The organism is Amycolatopsis sp. NBC_01286 (assembly GCF_035982555.1).
Lineage (GTDB): Bacteria > Actinomycetota > Actinomycetes > Mycobacteriales > Pseudonocardiaceae > Amycolatopsis.
In genome coordinates, this window is record NZ_CP108428.1 from 4,903,766 (window position 1) to 4,919,439 (window position 15,674).

Annotated in this window: 15 protein-coding genes; 13 read left to right on the top strand and 2 right to left on the bottom strand. The window is 72.2% G+C overall.

From position 1 onward, the window contains the following. Positions 1-15: 15 nt before the first annotated feature. Together OG570_RS23485 and OG570_RS23490 are read right to left on the bottom strand one after the other, a co-directional pair. On the bottom strand, positions 16-849 hold the full coding sequence (locus OG570_RS23485; RefSeq protein WP_326959295.1) for an aldo/keto reductase: 834 nt from the start codon (positions 847-849) through the stop codon (positions 16-18). Between the two features lie 23 nt (positions 850-872). Further along, entirely contained in the window at positions 873-2,057 is a 1,185-nt protein-coding gene (locus tag OG570_RS23490) for an MFS transporter (RefSeq protein WP_326959297.1), read from the bottom strand. Between the two features lie 140 nt (positions 2,058-2,197). Between OG570_RS23490 and OG570_RS23495 the strand changes: the two genes are divergently transcribed. From OG570_RS23495 to OG570_RS23555, 13 genes are all read left to right on the top strand, one after another. Then, positions 2,198-2,659: a MarR family winged helix-turn-helix transcriptional regulator gene (locus tag OG570_RS23495; protein ID WP_326959300.1), complete on the top strand. Its 462-nt coding sequence runs from the start codon at positions 2,198-2,200 to the stop codon at positions 2,657-2,659. 323 nt (positions 2,660-2,982) lie between these two features. Continuing rightward, entirely contained in the window at positions 2,983-4,254 is a 1,272-nt protein-coding gene (locus OG570_RS23500) for an ROK family transcriptional regulator (protein ID WP_326959302.1), read from the top strand. Continuing rightward, a complete protein-coding gene (locus tag OG570_RS23505) occupies positions 4,251-5,756 on the top strand; it encodes a sugar ABC transporter ATP-binding protein (RefSeq protein ID WP_326959304.1) in 1,506 nt (501 codons plus the stop codon). Before OG570_RS23500 ends, OG570_RS23505 begins: the two co-directional genes overlap by 4 nt. An 82-nt stretch (positions 5,757-5,838) precedes the next feature. Continuing rightward, positions 5,839-6,816 carry an ABC transporter permease gene (locus tag OG570_RS23510; protein ID WP_326943417.1) on the top strand — a complete coding sequence of 326 codons (978 nt, stop codon included), beginning with the start codon at positions 5,839-5,841 and terminating at the stop codon, positions 6,814-6,816. After that, positions 6,813-7,838: a substrate-binding domain-containing protein gene (locus tag OG570_RS23515; protein WP_247055376.1), complete on the top strand. Its 1,026-nt coding sequence runs from the start codon at positions 6,813-6,815 to the stop codon at positions 7,836-7,838. Before OG570_RS23510 ends, OG570_RS23515 begins: the two co-directional genes overlap by 4 nt. Further along, complete coding sequence (locus tag OG570_RS23520) at positions 7,835-8,998, top strand: Gfo/Idh/MocA family protein (protein ID WP_326959306.1); 1,164 nt, start codon at positions 7,835-7,837, stop codon at positions 8,996-8,998. Before OG570_RS23515 ends, OG570_RS23520 begins: the two co-directional genes overlap by 4 nt. Positions 8,999-9,016: 18 nt before the next feature. Next, positions 9,017-10,138, top strand: a complete 1,122-nt coding sequence (locus tag OG570_RS23525) for an inositol-3-phosphate synthase (protein WP_326943415.1) — start codon at positions 9,017-9,019, stop codon at positions 10,136-10,138. Continuing rightward, positions 10,135-10,962, top strand: a complete 828-nt coding sequence (locus OG570_RS23530) for an SCO3242 family prenyltransferase (protein WP_326960139.1) — start codon at positions 10,135-10,137, stop codon at positions 10,960-10,962. Before OG570_RS23525 ends, OG570_RS23530 begins: the two co-directional genes overlap by 4 nt. Continuing rightward, the gene (locus OG570_RS23535; protein ID WP_326959308.1) at positions 10,959-11,780 is read left to right on the top strand and encodes a sugar phosphate isomerase/epimerase family protein; all 822 of its coding nucleotides are present in this window, start codon (positions 10,959-10,961) and stop codon (positions 11,778-11,780) included. Before OG570_RS23530 ends, OG570_RS23535 begins: the two co-directional genes overlap by 4 nt. After that, positions 11,777-12,322 carry an EboA domain-containing protein gene (locus OG570_RS23540; RefSeq protein ID WP_326959310.1) on the top strand — a complete coding sequence of 182 codons (546 nt, stop codon included), beginning with the start codon at positions 11,777-11,779 and terminating at the stop codon, positions 12,320-12,322. The genes OG570_RS23535 and OG570_RS23540 overlap by 4 nt, the downstream gene beginning before the upstream one ends. Next, complete coding sequence (locus OG570_RS23545; protein WP_326959312.1) at positions 12,322-13,173, top strand: TatD family hydrolase; 852 nt, start codon at positions 12,322-12,324, stop codon at positions 13,171-13,173. The genes OG570_RS23540 and OG570_RS23545 overlap by 1 nt, the downstream gene beginning before the upstream one ends. Continuing rightward, on the top strand, positions 13,170-14,294 hold the full coding sequence (eboE, locus tag OG570_RS23550; RefSeq protein ID WP_326959314.1) for a metabolite traffic protein EboE: 1,125 nt from the start codon (positions 13,170-13,172) through the stop codon (positions 14,292-14,294). The genes OG570_RS23545 and eboE overlap by 4 nt, the downstream gene beginning before the upstream one ends. Beyond that, positions 14,294-15,661 (top strand): nucleotide pyrophosphatase/phosphodiesterase family protein, encoded by a 1,368-nt coding sequence (locus OG570_RS23555; protein ID WP_442788301.1) that lies wholly within the window; start codon positions 14,294-14,296, stop codon positions 15,659-15,661. Before eboE ends, OG570_RS23555 begins: the two co-directional genes overlap by 1 nt. The last annotated feature ends 13 nt before the right edge of the window (positions 15,662-15,674 follow it).

Here is a 15,674-nt window from a genome sequence, read left to right on the forward strand (position 1 = left end):
CTCGGGGTGAAAAGATCAGGCGGCGTTGAAGGTGTCCGGGTCCGGACCGGTGCGCTCGTCGCGGTTCAGCGGCGTCAGCGACTCCACTTCCTCCTCCGTGAGGGTGAACTCGAACAGGTCAAAGTTTTCCTGGATCCGTGACGGAGTAACGGACTTCGGGATCACCACGTTGCCCAGCTGCAGGTGCCAGCGCAGCACGATCTGCGCGGGCGTGCGGCTGTGCTTGACCGCCAGTTCCGCGACGATCGGGTCGCCCAGCAGCGAGCCGCCCTTGGCGAGCGGGCTCCACGCTTCGGTCGCGATGCCGTGCTTCGCGTCGAACTCGCGGACCTCCCGCTGCTGCAGGTACGGGTGCAGCTCGACCTGGTTGAGCGCCGGGGCGACCTCGGCGTGCTCGAGCAGCCGCTCGAGGTGCGCGGGCTGGAAGTTGGACACGCCGATCGCGCGGACGCGGCCGTCGGCGTGGAGCTTCTCGAACGCCTTCCAGGTGTCGAGGTACTTGTCGCGCTCGGGCGTCGGCCAGTGGATCAGGTACAGGTCCAGCTGCTCCAGCCCGAGTTTCTCCATGCTGACGTCGAACGCCTCGAGCGTCGCGTCGTAACCCTGGGCGGAGTTCCACAGCTTGGTGGTGACGAACAGCTCGTCCCGGGCGACGCCGGACTCGGCGAGGGCCTGGCCGACGCCGGCCTCGTTGCCGTAGACGGCGGCGGTGTCGATGCTGCGGTATCCCGCTTCGAGCGCGGCCTGCACCGCGGCCTTGGTCTCGGCGTCCGGGACCTGGAAGACGCCGAAGCCGAGCTGCGGCATCCGGACGCCGTTGTTGAGTTCGATCACGGGCACGCTGGTCACGAAGGTTCCTTTCGGTGGGTGGTTCATCGGGCGGGTACCCGTTCCCCGGAGTCGAAACTAACCCGGGACTTGCGGTCGAGCAGGCCGGAGACGAGCGCCACGGCCAGGCCGGTCGCGGCGAGCAGGGCGCCGATCCAGCTGGGGGCGGTGTAGCCGAGGCCGGCCTCGATGGCCTGGCCGCCGAGCCACGCGCCGCCGGCGTTGCCGAGGTTGAACGCGGCGATGTTCGCCGCCGAGGCCAGCGCCGGGGCGCCTTCGGCCTTGGCCATGACGCGGGCCTGCAGCGGCGGCACGGTCGCGAAGCCGGCCGCGCCGAACAACACGATCGTGATGGCCGCCGGCACCTGCGCGTGGGCGGTGAACACGAACGCCGTGAGCACCAGGGCCAGCGCGGCGAGGATGACGTACAGGCTGGGCATCAGCTTGCGGTCCGCGGCCTTGCCGCCGAGCAGGTTGCCGGCGAACAGGCCGGCGCCGAAGAGCACGAGCAGCCAGGTGACGGCGCCGCTGGAGAAGCCGGCGACCTCGGTCATCATCGGCGCGATGTAGGTGAAGGACGCGAACACCCCGGCGAAGCCGAGGGCCGTCGTCACCAGCGCGAGCCACACCTGCGGACGCCGGAAGACGGCGAGCTCGCCGCGCAGGCCCGCGCCCGGGGCGGGCCGCTGGTGCGGCACGAGCGCCAGGATGCCGATCGCGCCGGCCACGCCCAGGGCGCTGACCACCCAGAACGTCGAGCGCCAGCCGAAGGCCTGGCCGAGCGCGGTGCCGGCGGGCACGCCGAGGACGTTCGCCACGGTCAGGCCGGTGAACATCAGCGCGATGGCGCCGGCCTGCTTGGCCGGGGCGACGAGCGAGGCGGCGACGACCGAGCCGACGCCGAAGAACGCGCCGTGCGCCAGGGCGGCGACCACCCGGCCGGTCATCAGCAGGCCGTAGCTCGGGGCCAGGGCCGAGAGCACGTTCCCCGCGATGAACAGGCCCATCAGCGCGACGAGCATGGTCTTGCGCGGCACCCGCGAGGCGAGCGCGGTGAGCACGGGAGCCCCGACGACGACGCCGAGCGCGTAGCCCGAGATGAGCAGGCCGGCGGAAGGGATCGAGACCCCGAGGTCGCCCGCGACCTCGGGCAGCAGGCCCATGATCACGAACTCCGTGGTGCCGATCCCGAAAGCGCTGATCGCCAGTGCAAGCAGAGCGGCGGGCATGGACTTCCTTCTTCCCCGGGTAGAGTGATCAGCAGCGTCAGCAACTACGAGCGTCCGAGATAGTTGCAGACGCCGTATATTGCACAAGCTTGATGGTGCAGCGTGCAACGGTGTGCGCGCAAGCCGGGGAGAGGTGAACCGTGTCACTGGACGACGACGCCGTCGAAGCGCGCGCGCAGGGCTGGCGGACGCTGGCCGCGCTGCACGCGCGGATCGAGGACCGGCTGCAGCGCGCCCTCGAACGCGACCACAAGCTTTCGGTGAGCGAGTACACGGTGCTCGACGTCCTCGGCCGGCAGGACGGCTTCCACCTCCGGATGAACCAGCTCGCCAACGCCGTGGTGCTCAGCCAGTCCGCGACGACGCGGCTGGTCACCCGGCTGGAGGACCGCGGGCTGCTGGCCCGCTACCTCTGCGCGGACGACCGCCGCGGGATCTACACCGAGGTGACGCCGGCCGGGCGCGCCCTGCTGACGGCGGCCCGTCCGACCCACGACACGGCGCTGGCCGAAGCTCTCGCCGAAGCCGAGGCGCTGCCGGAACTCGCGCCGCTCGTCGGCGCCCTCGGCACACTCACGTTCCCCGGCGCGCGCACCGCCTGAAACTTTCAGAAAGTTTCGTCGTCCGCCCGGCAATTGTGCAGGCCGAATGGCGGAGTCCGCGCGTGACTGCGCTTTTCGGTGGAACGTCCCGATCAGCGGGGCATTGCGAAACCGCTCCCGTTCGGCGGCGGGATTACGGCGGCCACACACCCGAACCCGTGCTCCATCCGTGGGACGGCATTCCCGCCCCGGTTCGATAGTTTCGCTGGTCAGCTCGGTTTTGCGGCTTTCGTCCGGCCCCGGGTGCCCGGTTACCTCGTTGACCCGTTCGTTCCGCCCGCCCTAATTTGTTGTCCCACCAGACGAACTCGGGCGGTGTCGGCGTGGACTCCTCCTTCTCGCTCAAACCGGTGCGCCCGGCCGACCAGGCCGCGGTCCGCCGGACGAACCTCGCGTTGGTGCTGCGGCACCTGCGGGACGCGGGATCCCGGTCCCGGGCGGGCATCGCCGCGGACACCGGGCTGAACAAAGCGACCGTGTCGAGCCTCGTTTCCGAGCTCGTCGGACGCGGATTGGCCCGTGAGGGCGAACGCGAACGAGCCGGTTCGGTGGGGCGCCCCGGCACGATCGTCGAACTCGACGGCCGCGGCGTCGGCGGCATCGGCGTCGAGATCAACGTCGACTACCTCACCGCCCTCGCGCTGGACCTGACCGGCACCGTCCTTTTCGAACAACGCGTCGCGCTCGACGTGCAAGCGCTTCCCGTCGAGAAGGTGCTCGACGCCGGCGCCGAGCTGACCGCGCGGGCGCTGCGGGAATGCCGCCGCCTCGGCGTCGTGCCGGCCGGCGTGACCGTCGGGATCCCGGCGCTGGTCGACGTCGCGAGCGGGACCGTCGCCTTCGCGCCGAACCTGCACTGGACCGACGTCCCGGTCGTCCGCGGCATCACCGAACGGCTGACCCGCCGGCTCGGGCCGCCGGCGTTCCCGATCCGCACGGCCAACGACGCGAACCTCGGCGCGCTCGGCGAATACGCGATGGGCAGCGTCGCCGGGACCGCCGATCTCGTGTACCTGACCGGCGAGATCGGCGTCGGCGGCGGCGTGATCTCCGGGGGCCGGCTGCTCGGCGGCGCCGAAGGGTTCTCCGGCGAGATCGGGCACATCCAGCTCGACCCGGCCGGGCGCGTCTGCGGCTGCGGGCGCCGCGGCTGCTGGGAGACGCTCGTCGGGCTGGCCGGGATGCTGCGGCTGGCGGCGTCGCCGAACGACCCGGTGCACGACCCGTCGCTCGACCTCGAACAGCGGCTCGACATGATCCGCCGCCGCGCGCAGCTGAAGGACAAGCGCACGCTCGACGCGCTCGCCCAGGTCGGCACCGGTCTCGGCGTCGGCGCGGCCGTGCTGATCAACGTCTTCAACCCGCGGGTGGTGCTGCTGGGCGGCTACTTCGCCCAGCTGGGGCCGTACCTGCTCGGCCCGATGATGACCGAGCTCGAGGCCCGCGTGATCGCGCCGGGCATCGGGGGCTGCCGCGTCGAGCTGTCCTGGCTCGGGTTCTCCGCGGCTTCGCGCGGCGGCGCGCACGTCGCGCTGCAAGCGGTGTTCGACGACCCGGCGCTGGTGCCGGTGCGCGCGGAAAGGGACAGCGGATGACGCTCGTGGAGATGACCGGGATCGGCAAGCAGTTCCCGGGTGTGCGCGCGCTCGACGACGTCGAGCTGAGCGTCGAAGCTGGCGAAGTCCATTGCCTGCTCGGGCAGAACGGCGCCGGGAAGTCGACGCTGATCAAGGTCCTCGCCGGCGCGCACCGGCCGGACACCGGCGAGATCCGGCTCGACGGGACGCCGGTGCGGCTGCCGAACCCGACCGCGGCGATCCGGCACGGCATCGCCACGCTGTACCAGGAGCTCGACCTCGTCGACGGGCTTTCCGTGGCGGAGAACGTCTTCCTCGGCCACGAGCAGGCCCGCGGCGGGTTCGTCCGCCGCACCACCATGCGGGCCGAGGCGCGCAAGCTGCTGGACCGCTTGGGGCACCAGGAAATCCGCGTCGAACGTGAGGTCGGCACGCTGTCGGCGGCGGGCAAGCAGATCGTCAGCCTCGCCCGCGCCCTCTCGCTCGACGCGCGGCTGATCGTGCTCGACGAGCCGTCCGCGGTGCTCGCCGCCGACGAGGTGGCCAACCTGTTCCGGGTGATCCGCGGGCTGACCACGCGCGGCGTCGCGGTGCTCTACATCTCCCACCGGCTGGCCGAGATCCGCGAGATCGGCGACCGGGTGAGCGTGCTCAAGGACGGCCGGACCGTCGCCGCCGGGCTGCCCGCGCGCACGACGCCGACCGGGGACCTGGTGGCCCGGATGACCGGCCGCCGCGTCGAGTTCCCGTTCCCGCCGCGCCCGGAACCCGGTGCGCACGACGGCAAACCCGAAGTCCTCGGCGTCACCGGCCTCACGCTGGAAGGCGCGTTCGACGACGTCACGTTCTCGGTGCGGGAAGGCGAGATCCTCGGGATCGCCGGGCTGGTCGGCTCGGGCCGCTCGGAGGTTCTCGAGACCGTCTACGGCGCGCGCAAGGCGACGGCGGGGGAGATCCGGCTGGCCGGGCAGCCGTTGAAGAACGGCGTCGGCGCGGCCGTGCGTGGCGGGCTCGGCCTGGCGCCGGAGGAACGCAAGAGCCAGGCGCTGCTGCTGCACGATTCCGTGGCGCGCAACGTCTCCCTGCCGTCGCTGCGGCGGTACGCGCGGTTCGGCTGGTTCAGCGGGAAGGCCGAGATCGACGCCGTGCGCGGGCACACCGAGGCGCTCGACCTGCGCCCGGCCGACGTCCGCCGGATCGTCGGCAAGCTCTCGGGCGGCAACCAGCAGAAGGCCGTCGTCGCGCGCTGGCTCCTGAAGGGCTGCCGGGTGCTGCTGCTCGACGAGCCGACCCGCGGCGTCGACGTCGGCGCGCGGGCCGAGCTGTACCGCGTGATCCGCGACCTCGCCGACTCCGGCGTCGCGATCCTGCTGGTTTCCAGCGAACTGCCGGAGGTGCTCGGGCTGGCCGACCGGGTGCTGGTGCTGCGCGAAGGCCAGGTCGTCACCGAAGCCGACGCACGCGAACTCGACGAGCGCCGCGTGCTGGATCTCATCCTGGAGGAGCGCGTCCATGACTGAACAAGCGTCGGAAGGGGCTGAGACAAGCGGGGCTCCGCCCCGAGCCGGGGGCTTCGCCACCCGGGCCCCCGAAGGACGGCCGGTGGCCCGGGCCGCACCCGAGCGGAGGAAAGTCAGCGAAATCCGCAACCTCGGCCTCGTCGGGGTGCTCGTGCTGCTGGCGGTGATCGGCGCGATCACCCAGCCCGGCCAGTTCCTGTCCACCGGCACGCTCGTGCTGCTGCTGACGCAGGCGTCGGTGATCGGCGTGATCACCGTCGGCATGACGTTCGTGATCATCGGCGGCGGCATCGACCTGTCGGTCGGCGCGGTGGTCGCGCTCGCGACGGTGTGGGCGACGACGAAGGCGACGCAGTCGTTCGGCATCGGCGGGATCGTGTTCTGCGCGGTCGCCGTGGGTCTCGGCGCCGGCCTGGTGACGGGACTGCTGATCGCCTACGGGAAGCTGGTCGCGTTCATCGCCACGCTGGCCATGCTCGCCTCGGCGCGCGGCCTGGCGATCCAGCTCTCCCAGGGCCGCACGCAGACCGTCACGCCGAAGAACCAGGCGCTGGTCGACCTCGGCTACCAGGACAGCTACGTGCTCGGGATCCCGCCGCTGGTGCTGATCTTCGCCGCGGTCGCCGTCCTCGGCTGGATCCTGCTCAACCGCACCACGTTCGGCCGCCGCACCTACGCGATCGGCGGCAACCTCGAAGCCGCGCGGCTGGCCGGCATCAACGTCCGGCTGCACACCTGCCTGCTGTACGTGCTTTCCGGGCTCTGCTGCGGCATCGCCAGCGTGATGCTGATCATCCTGACCAGTTCCGGCACCAGCGGGAACGGGAACCTGTACGAGCTCGACGCCATCGCCGCGGTGATCATCGGCGGCACCCTGCTCTCGGGCGGGCGCGGCACGCTCGCCGGGTCCGTCCTCGGCGTGCTCGTGTTCACCACGATCAGCGTCCTGTTCACCCTCAACAACCTGCCCACGGCGGTGCAGCAGCTCGCCAAGGGCGTGCTCATCGTGCTCGCCGTCCTCGTCCAGCGCCGGTATTCGACCGAGAGGAAATCCTCATGAACAACCCCCTCCGCAGACGCGCGTTCCTCGCCGGCGCGTCCGCTGTCGGCGTCGGCGCGCTCGCCGCGTGCACGAGCAACAGCGACGAGCCCGCCGCCGCGACCGTCACCCAGGGCGCGGCCGACACCCCGGGCAAGAAGGTGACCGTCGGGTTCGCCGGGCCGCAGGCCGACCACGGCTGGCTCAACGCCATCACCGTCAACGCCCGCGCGGAGGCCTCGCGCCACCCGGACGTCGAACTGGTCGTCGCCGAGGGCTCGAACGACGCCGCCACCCAGTCCGCGCAGGTCGAGACGCTGATCAACCGCAAGGTCGACGTCCTGGTCGTGCTGCCGGCCGACGGCAAGCAGCTCACCCCGGCCGGGCGCAAGGCGATGGACGCCGGGATCCCGGTGATCAACCTCGACCGCATCTTCGACTCGCCGCAGAGCTACCGCACCTGGATCGGCGGCGACAACTACCGGATGGGCGTCAACGCGGGCAACTACATCGGGCAGAAGCTCGGCGGGAAGGGCACGGTCCTGGAGCTGGCCGGGATCGACACCCTGGAGCTGACGCGGCAGCGCTCGCAGGGCTTCGACGACGCGCTGGCCAACTTCCCCGGCATCCAGAAGATCGGCCGGGCCGCCGCGGAGTTCACCGTGCCGACCGGGCAGGCCCGGATGGCCGAGCTGCTGCAGGCGCACCCGAAGTTCGACGCGATCTGGAACCACGACGACGACCAGGGCGTCGGCGCGCTGCAGGCGGTGAAGCAGGTCGGCCGGTCGGACTTCCTGATGGTCGGCGGCGCCGGGTCGAAGGCGGCGATGGAGCAGATCAAGGCGGACTCGTCGGTGCTGAAGGCGACGGTCCTCTACCCGCCGACGATGGCCGCCTCGGCGGTCCGGCTGGCGCGGTTGCTCGGGCAGGCGAAGGGGCTGGGTGACCTGGCCGAACAGGAGGTGCCCGCGACCGTGACGCTGTTCTCGGCCGTCGTCACCAAGGAGAACGTGGACAAGTACCTGCCGGGGTCGTTCGAATGAGCGGCGGCACCATCGGCGTGGGCATGGTCGGCTACGCCTTCATGGGCGCGGCCCACTCGCAGGCGTGGCGGACCGTGCACCGGGCCTTCGACGTCCCGCGCGCGCCGCGGATGGCGGTGCTCTGCGGCCGGGACAGACCGGCCACGGAGGCGGCCGCGGCGAAGCTCGGCTGGGCGTCCGTCGAGACCGAGTGGAAACGCTTGATCGAATCCGGCGATGTAGATCTGGTGGACATCTGCACGCCCGGCGACACGCACGCGGAGATCGCGCTGGCCGCGCTCGCCGCGGGCAAGCACGTGCTGTGCGAGAAACCGCTGGCCAACACGGTCGCCGAAGCCGAGGCGATGGCCGCGGCGGCCGCCGAGGCGGCCACCCGCGGGGTGCGGTCCATGGTGGGCTTCAACTACCGGCGGGTGCCGGCCGTGGCGCTGGCGCGGCGGCTCGTCGCCGAGGGCCGGCTGGGCGAGATACGTCACGTTCGCGCCCAGTACCTCCAGGACTGGATCGTCGACCCGGAGTTCCCGCTCGTCTGGCGGCTGCGGAAGGACAAGGCCGGGTCCGGCGCGCTCGGGGACATCGGGGCGCACGCGATCGACCTCGCCCAGTTCGTCGCCGGCTCGCTCGTCACCGGCGTCAGCGGGCTGACCGAGACGTTCGTCGGCGAACGGCCACTGCCCGGATCGGCCGAGCGCGGCGCCGTCACGGTCGACGACACCGCGTTGTTCCTGGCGCGGTTCGCAGGCGGCGCCGTCGGCACCTTCGAGGCGACGCGGTTCGCGAGCGGCCGGAAGAACGCGCTGCGCCTGGAGATCAACGGTTCAGCGGGCAGCCTCGCGTTCGACTTCGAGGCGATGAACGAGCTGGCCTTCCACGACCACACCGAAGACCCGGAGCTCGGCGGCTTCCGCCGGATCCAGGTCACCGAGCCCGGTCACCCGTACGTCGGCGCTTGGTGGCCGCCGGGGCACGGGCTCGGCTACGAACACACGTTCACCCACGAGGTGCGTGATCTGCTCGTCGCGCTGGCCGCGGGCGAGGACCCTTCACCGTCCTTCGCGGACGGGCTGCAGGTGCAGCGGGTGCTCGCGGCGGTCGAGGAAAGCGCCGCGGCGCGCAGTGTCTGGACCCGCGTCGAAACCGGAGTGCCGGGCGCGGGCTGAAACAACAGGGAGGGAATCATGGGGAAGATCGGTGTCTGGCTGATCGGGGCCCGGGGATCGGTGGCCACCACGGCCATCGCCGGGGCCGCCGCGATGCGCGCGGGGCTGACCGCGCGCACGGGGTGCGTGACCGAGCTGCCGGACTTCGCCGGGGCGGATCTGCCCGGCTTGGGGGACCTGGTCTTCGGGGGCCACGACGTCGTCGACACGCCGCTGGTCAAGCGGGCCGAGCACCTGGTGGCGGCGGGCGTGCTGCCCGCGACGCTGCCGGGGCCGGTCACGGCCGACCTGGAGGCGGCCGAGGCGCGGCTGCGCCCGGCGCCGTCCGGCCACGGACGTGAGGCTGCCGACCGGATCGTCGCGGACCTGACGGCGTTCGGTGCGGGTCTGGACCACGTCGTCGTGCTCAACGTCTCCTCCACCGAACCGCCCTGTGCGCCGCACCCGGCGCACGCCTCCCTGGCCGCGCTGGAAGACGCGCTGGACGCGGGCCTGGACGTGGTGCCGCCCAGCGCGTTGTACGCCTACGCCGCGTTCCGCGCGGGGTGTGGCTTTGTCGACTTCACGCCGTCCACCGGCGCCCGGCTGCCCGCGCTGGACGAACTCGCCCGCACCGCCGGCCTGCCGTACGCGGGCCGCGACGGCAAGACCGGCGAGACGCTGCTGCGGTCGGTGCTCGCGCCGATGTTCGCCCAGCGCGCGCTGAACGTGCTGTCGTGGTCGGGCACCAACCTGCTCGGCGGCGGCGACGGCGCGACCCTCGCCGACCCCGGGGCGGCGTCGAGCAAGAACGCGTCCAAGCAGCAGGTGCTCTCGCAGAACCTCGGCCGCGACGTCGACGGCGAGGTGCACATCGACTACGTCCCCGCGCTCGGCGACTGGAAGACCGCGTGGGACCACGTGCTGTTCGAGGGTTTCCTCGGCGCCCGCATGACCCTGCAGCTCACCTGGCAGGGCTGCGACTCCGCGCTCGCCGCGCCGCTGGTGCTCGACCTCGCCCGGCTCACCGCCAAGGCGTGCCGCGACGGCGTCGCCGGGCCGGTGGCCGAGTTCGGGTTCTTCTTCAAGGATCCCGCCGGCGACGGCCCACACGACCTCGCGTCGCAGTACGCGGCCCTGCGTGAGTGGGCGAACCGGTGAAGGCGCTGATCGAGCTCGTCCGCGCGCCCGCCGCGCTGACCGTGCCCGGGGACGCCGTCGCCGGCGCGGCCGCGTCGGGCTGGCCCTTCGGCCGCCGGACGCTGGCGCTGACCGGCGCGTCCGTCTGCATCTACTGGGCGGGCATGGCGCTCAACGACTACGCCGACCGCGACCTCGACGCGGTGGAACGGCCCGAGCGGCCGATTCCGTCGGGTCGCATCACGCCGGGCACGGCCCTGGGGGTCGCGACCGGGCTGACCGCGGGTGGTCTCGGCATCGCGGCGGTCGCCGGGGGCAAGCGCGCGCTGCGCGTCGCGGTGCCGCTGGCCGCGACCGTGTGGGCGTACGACTTCGTGCTCAAGTCGACGCCGTTCGGGCCGGTCGCGATGGCCGCGGCCCGGACCCTGGACGTCCTGCTCGGGGCGGGTGGCGCCCGGGCGGCCCTGCCCGCCGCGCTGACGGTCGGCGCGCACACGATGGCCGTGACGACGCTGTCCCGGTCCGAAGTGGACGGTGCCACCCCCGCCCTGCCGGCCGCGACGCTGGTCGCGACGGCCGGGGTGCGCGTCGCCGCCGGGCGGGTCGGGCCGCTGGCTTCGGCGCTGCTCGGGACGTACGCGGTGACGACCGGGCGGGCGCAGTACGACGCCGTCCGCGACCCGAAGGCACCGGTGATCCGGCGCGCGGTCGGCGCCGGGATCCACGGGATGATCCCGCTGCAGGCCGGGCTCATCGCGCGGACCGGCGCGTGGCGCTCGGCGCTGGCCGTGGCCGCCGCGTTCCCGCTCGCGCGGGCGCTGAGCCGGAAGGTGTCACCGACATGAGGTTCGGGTACGGCACCAACGGCTTCGCCAACCACCGCCTCGGCGACGCGCTGCGCGTCCTGGCCGACCTCGGCTACGACGGCGTCGCGCTGACGCTCGACCACCAGCACCTCGACCCGTTCGGCCCGGACCTCGCCCGCCGCGTCACCGACGTTGCCGCGGACCTGGACCGGCTCGGGCTGGCCGTCGTGATCGAGACGGGTGCGCGGTTCCTGCTGGACCCGTGGCGCAAGCACTCGCCGACGTTCCTCGACCCGGACCGTTCCTTGCGCGTGGACTTCCTGTCCCGGGCCGTCGAGATCGCCGCGGACCTCGGGGCCGAGGCCGTCTCGTTCTGGAGCGGCAACAAGCCCGCCGATCTGTCCACTGAGGACGCTTGGGACCACCTGGTCGCGGGCTGCTCGGACGTCCTCAAGGCCGCCGACGAGCACGACGTCAAGCTCGGGTTCGAGCCGGAGCCGGGGATGCTCGTCGAAGACCTCGACGGCTACTTCGACCTCTCGAGCAGGCTCGGTGATCCGGCGCGGTTCGGGCTGACGCTGGACATCGGGCACTGCCGGTGCAACGAGACGGCGTCCGTGCCCGACTGCGTTCGCCGCGCCCTGCCGCGGCTGGTGAACGTCCAGATCGACGACATGCGCCGGGGCACCCACGAGCACCTCGAGTTCGGCCGGGGAGAGATCGACTTCCCGCCCGTGCTCGAAGCGCTGTCGCCGTACCCCGGGCTTGTCGCGGTGGAGCTGCCGCGTGACAGCCACGCGGCCCCGCGGATCGCCCGCGAGTCCCTGGAGTTCCTGCGCCGGGCGGTGACCGCGTGACCGCGTGGCTCGACGAAGCCTTGACGAAGGTCGCGTCCGACGCGACGGCGTTGCGCACGCTGTTCCCCGGCGTCGGCCGCCGGGTCGGCCGGGGGCCGTCGGACGTCCCGGGGTGGACGGTCGACGACGTCGCCCGGGTGGAGCTGCTCAAAGCGGCTCCCGGGGCCGCCGCCGAGATGCCCGATCTCTACCGCTACGGCGACGCCGCCGAGAAACGGGCCGTCCTGCGTGGACTGTCCGTTGTGGACATCGGCGACGCCGGGCTGGAGCTGGTCGCGGACGCGTTGCGCACCAACGACCCCCGGCTCGTCACCGCCGCGATGGGGGAGTACGGCGCCGCGCGCCTGGACGACTCCGCCTACCGCCACGGCGTGCTCAAGTGCGTCTTCATGGGCATCCCCCTGGCGGACATCGCCGGGCTGGACCGCCGGACCGACGAGGAGCTGCTGCGGATGATGCGGTCGTTCGCCGCCGAGCGCGCCGCGGCGGGCCGCGACGTGCCCGCCGACCTCCTCCCCCTGCTGACCGAACAGGACGTCTGATGCGCATCTTCGACCCGCACATCCACATGAGCTCCCGGACCACCGACGACTACGCGGCGATGCACGCCGCCGGCGTCCGCGCGCTCGTCGAGCCGGCGTTCTGGCTGGGCCAGCCGCGCACGAGCGTCGGCAGCTTCACCGACTACTTCGACGCGCTGGTCGGCTGGGAACCGTTCCGCGCGAGCCAGTTCGGCATCGCCCACCACTGCACGATCGCGCTGAACCCCAAGGAGGCCAACGACCCCCGCTGCGCGCCCGTGCTCGACCTGCTGCCGCGGTACCTGGAGAAGGACGGCGTGGTCGCGGTCGGCGAGATCGGCTACGACTCGATGACCGCCGAGGAGGACAAGGCGTTCGCCGCGCAGCTGGCCCTGGCGATCGACCACGAGCTGCCCGCGATGGTGCACACCCCGCACCGCGACAAGGCGGCCGGCACCGAGCGCAGCATCGCCGTCGTCCGCGAGTCGGGCATCGCGCCCGAGCGCGTGGTGCTCGACCACCTCAACGAGGTGACCGTCGCGATGGTCAAGGACTCCGGCTCCTGGATGGGGTTCTCGATCTACCCGGACACGAAGATGGACGAAGAGCGGATGGTCGCGATCCTCCGCGAGTACGGGACCGAGCGCGTGCTGGTGAACTCCGCCGCCGACTGGGGCAAGAGCGACCCGCTCAAGACCCGGCGCACCGGCGACGCGATGCTCGCCGCCGGATTCAGCGAGGACGACGTCGACCTCGTGCTGTGGCGTAACCCGGTCGAGTTCTACGGGCAGAGCGGGCGCCTTTCGCTGGAGGGCGAGGCGCCGGACGCCGAGTTCGCGGGCAGCTCGATCCTGCGAGGTGCGCGCAAGTGAGGTTCCGGCACCCCGACGGCACGCTCGTCCACCTCGCCTACTGCACCAACGTGCACCAGGCCGAGGACCTCGACGGCGTGCTCACCCAGCTGGCGCGCTTCGGCGAGCCGGTGCGGGAACGCCTGGGCGTGGACCGGCTCGGCCTCGGCCTGTGGCTGGCCCGCCCGGTGGCGACCGAGCTGGTCTCCAACCCGTCGGCGGTCGCGCGGCTGCGCAGTGAGCTGGCCACGCGCGGCCTCGAGGTCGTCACGCTCAACGGGTTCCCGTACCAGGGCTTCCACGACCCGGTCGTCAAGCACAAGGTGTACCGGCCGGACTGGTCGACGCCCGAGCGGACGCGGTACACCCTCGACCTCGCGCGGCTGCTGGGCGAGCTGCTGCCCGAGGACGCGGTCCGCGGCAGCGTCTCGACGCTGCCGCTGGGCTGGCGCACCGAGTGGACGTCCGATGGCGGTCAGCTCGAACTGCTGGCCGAGGGCCTGGCGAAGCAGGACCGTCCGGTGCGGGTGGCCTTCGAGCCGGAGCCCGGCTGCGTCATCGAGACGACGGCGCAGGCGGCGGCCCTGCTGTCCGAAGTGGACAAGGAGTGGCTGGGCGTCTGCCTCGACACGTGCCACCTCGCGGTCGGCTTCGAGGACCCGGCGGCCGCGCTGGGCCGGCTGGAGGCGGCCGGCCTCGACGTCGTCAAGCTCCAGGCGTCGGCTGCCCTCGAAGCCGCGAAACCGGCGGATCCGGCGACGCGGAAGGTACTGGAGTCCTTTGTGGAGCCCCGGTTCCTGCACCAGAGCAACGAAGGTGCCCCACCGGGCGCTGATGACCTCGATCTCGCGTTGGCCGGAGAACTGCCCGGTAAGGCGCCGTGGCGGGTGCACTTCCACGTGCCGCTGCACGCCGACCCGGCGCCGCCGCTGACGTCCACCCGGCCCGTGCTGGCCGGGACGCTGGCCGAGCTGTTCGGCGGCGCCACCGCGCGCACCGACCACATCGAGGTCGAGACCTACACCTGGCAGGTGCTCCCGGACGCACCCGCCGACGACGCCGGGCTCGTCGCGGGCATCACCGCCGAGCTGGACTGGACCCGGCGTTCCCTGATCGAACTGGGCTTGGAAGAGGTTCACTGATGAGTTTGCTGGTTCTCGACGTCGTGGGCCTGACGCCCCGGCTGCTCCCGCACATGCCGAACCTGCGCAAGATGGCCGAACCCGGCTTCACCGCGCAGCTCGACACCGTGTTCCCCGCCGTGACGTGCTCGGTGCAGTCCACGTTCCTCACCGGCCTGCAGCCGGCCGAGCACGGCATCGTCGGCAACGGCTGGTACTTCCGCGACCTCGGCGAGGTGTTCTTCTGGCGCCAGCACAACAACCTGGTCCAGGGCGACAAGTTCTGGGCCGCGGCTCGCCGCGCGCAGGCCGGGCACAAGGTCGCCAACGTGTGCTGGTGGTACGCGATGGGCATGCACGTCGACCTCACCGTGACCCCGCGGCCGATCTACCACGCCGACGGCAAGAAGTCCCCGGACGCCTACACCCACCCGCCGCAGCTGCACGACCGCCTGGTCGGCGCGCTCGGCGAGTTCCCGCTGTTCACCTACTGGGGCCCGACGGCCGCGATCACGTCGTCGAAGTGGATCATCGCCGCGGCGCAGAAGATCATGACCGAGGACCAGCCGGACACCACGCTGGTCTACCTCCCGCACCTGGACTACGACCTGCAGCGCTTCGGCCCGGACGCGCCCCAGGCCGCGGCGGCCGCGCGGGAGATCGACACCGCGCTGAAGCCGTTGCTGGACTTCGCGGCCGCGGGCGGGCACACCGTCGTCGCGTTGTCGGAGTACGGCATCACGAACGCGAGCCGGCCGGTGGACATCAACCGCGCGCTGCGCCGTGAGGGCCTGCTCAACGTGTACGTCCAGGCGGGCATGGAGTACCTCGACCCGTGGACGTCGCGGGCGTTCGCGGTGGCCGACCACCAGGTCGCGCACGTCTACGTCGCCGACCCGGCGGACATCCCGCGGGTGCGGGACCTCGTCGCCGGACTGTCCGGAGTGGACGTCGTGCTGGATCGTGCGGCGCAGGCGGGCATCGGGATCAACCACGAACGCGCCGGCGAGCTGGTCGCGATCGCCGAGCCGGACGCCTGGTTCACGTACTACTACTGGCTCAGCGACGACCGCGCGCCGGACTTCGCGAAGACCGTCGAGATCCACCGCAAGCCCGGTTACGACCCGGCCGAGCTGTTCTTCGATCCCGACGACCCGATGGTCAAGCTGAAGGCCGCGTCCGCGCTGGCGCGCAAGAAGCTCGGCCTGCGGTACTCGATGCAGGTCGTCCCGCTCGACCCCGCGCCGGTGCGCGGCAGCCACGGCCGGCTGCCCGACTCGGCCGAGGACGGGCCGGTGCTGCTGTGCTCGGACCCCGTGCTCGCGCGCGACAAGGTCCACGCCACCGAAGTCAAGGATCTGCTGCTCGCGGCTATCCGTACGGAGTAGGACTCATCAGGAG

Coding starts and splice junctions, on each gene's coding strand:
- OG570_RS23490 (WP_326959297.1), bottom strand. CDS start 2,057: ATGCCCGCCGCTCTGCTTGCACTGGCGATCAGCGCTTTCGGGATCGGC.
- OG570_RS23505 (WP_326959304.1), top strand. CDS start 4,251: ATGACGCTCGTGGAGATGACCGGGATCGGCAAGCAGTTCCCGGGTGTG.
- OG570_RS23515 (WP_247055376.1), top strand. CDS start 6,813: ATGAACAACCCCCTCCGCAGACGCGCGTTCCTCGCCGGCGCGTCCGCT.
- OG570_RS23520 (WP_326959306.1), top strand. CDS start 7,835: ATGAGCGGCGGCACCATCGGCGTGGGCATGGTCGGCTACGCCTTCATG.
- OG570_RS23525 (WP_326943415.1), top strand. CDS start 9,017: ATGGGGAAGATCGGTGTCTGGCTGATCGGGGCCCGGGGATCGGTGGCC.
- OG570_RS23535 (WP_326959308.1), top strand. CDS start 10,959: ATGAGGTTCGGGTACGGCACCAACGGCTTCGCCAACCACCGCCTCGGC.
- OG570_RS23545 (WP_326959312.1), top strand. CDS start 12,322: ATGCGCATCTTCGACCCGCACATCCACATGAGCTCCCGGACCACCGAC.
- OG570_RS23555 (WP_442788301.1), top strand. CDS start 14,294: ATGAGTTTGCTGGTTCTCGACGTCGTGGGCCTGACGCCCCGGCTGCTC.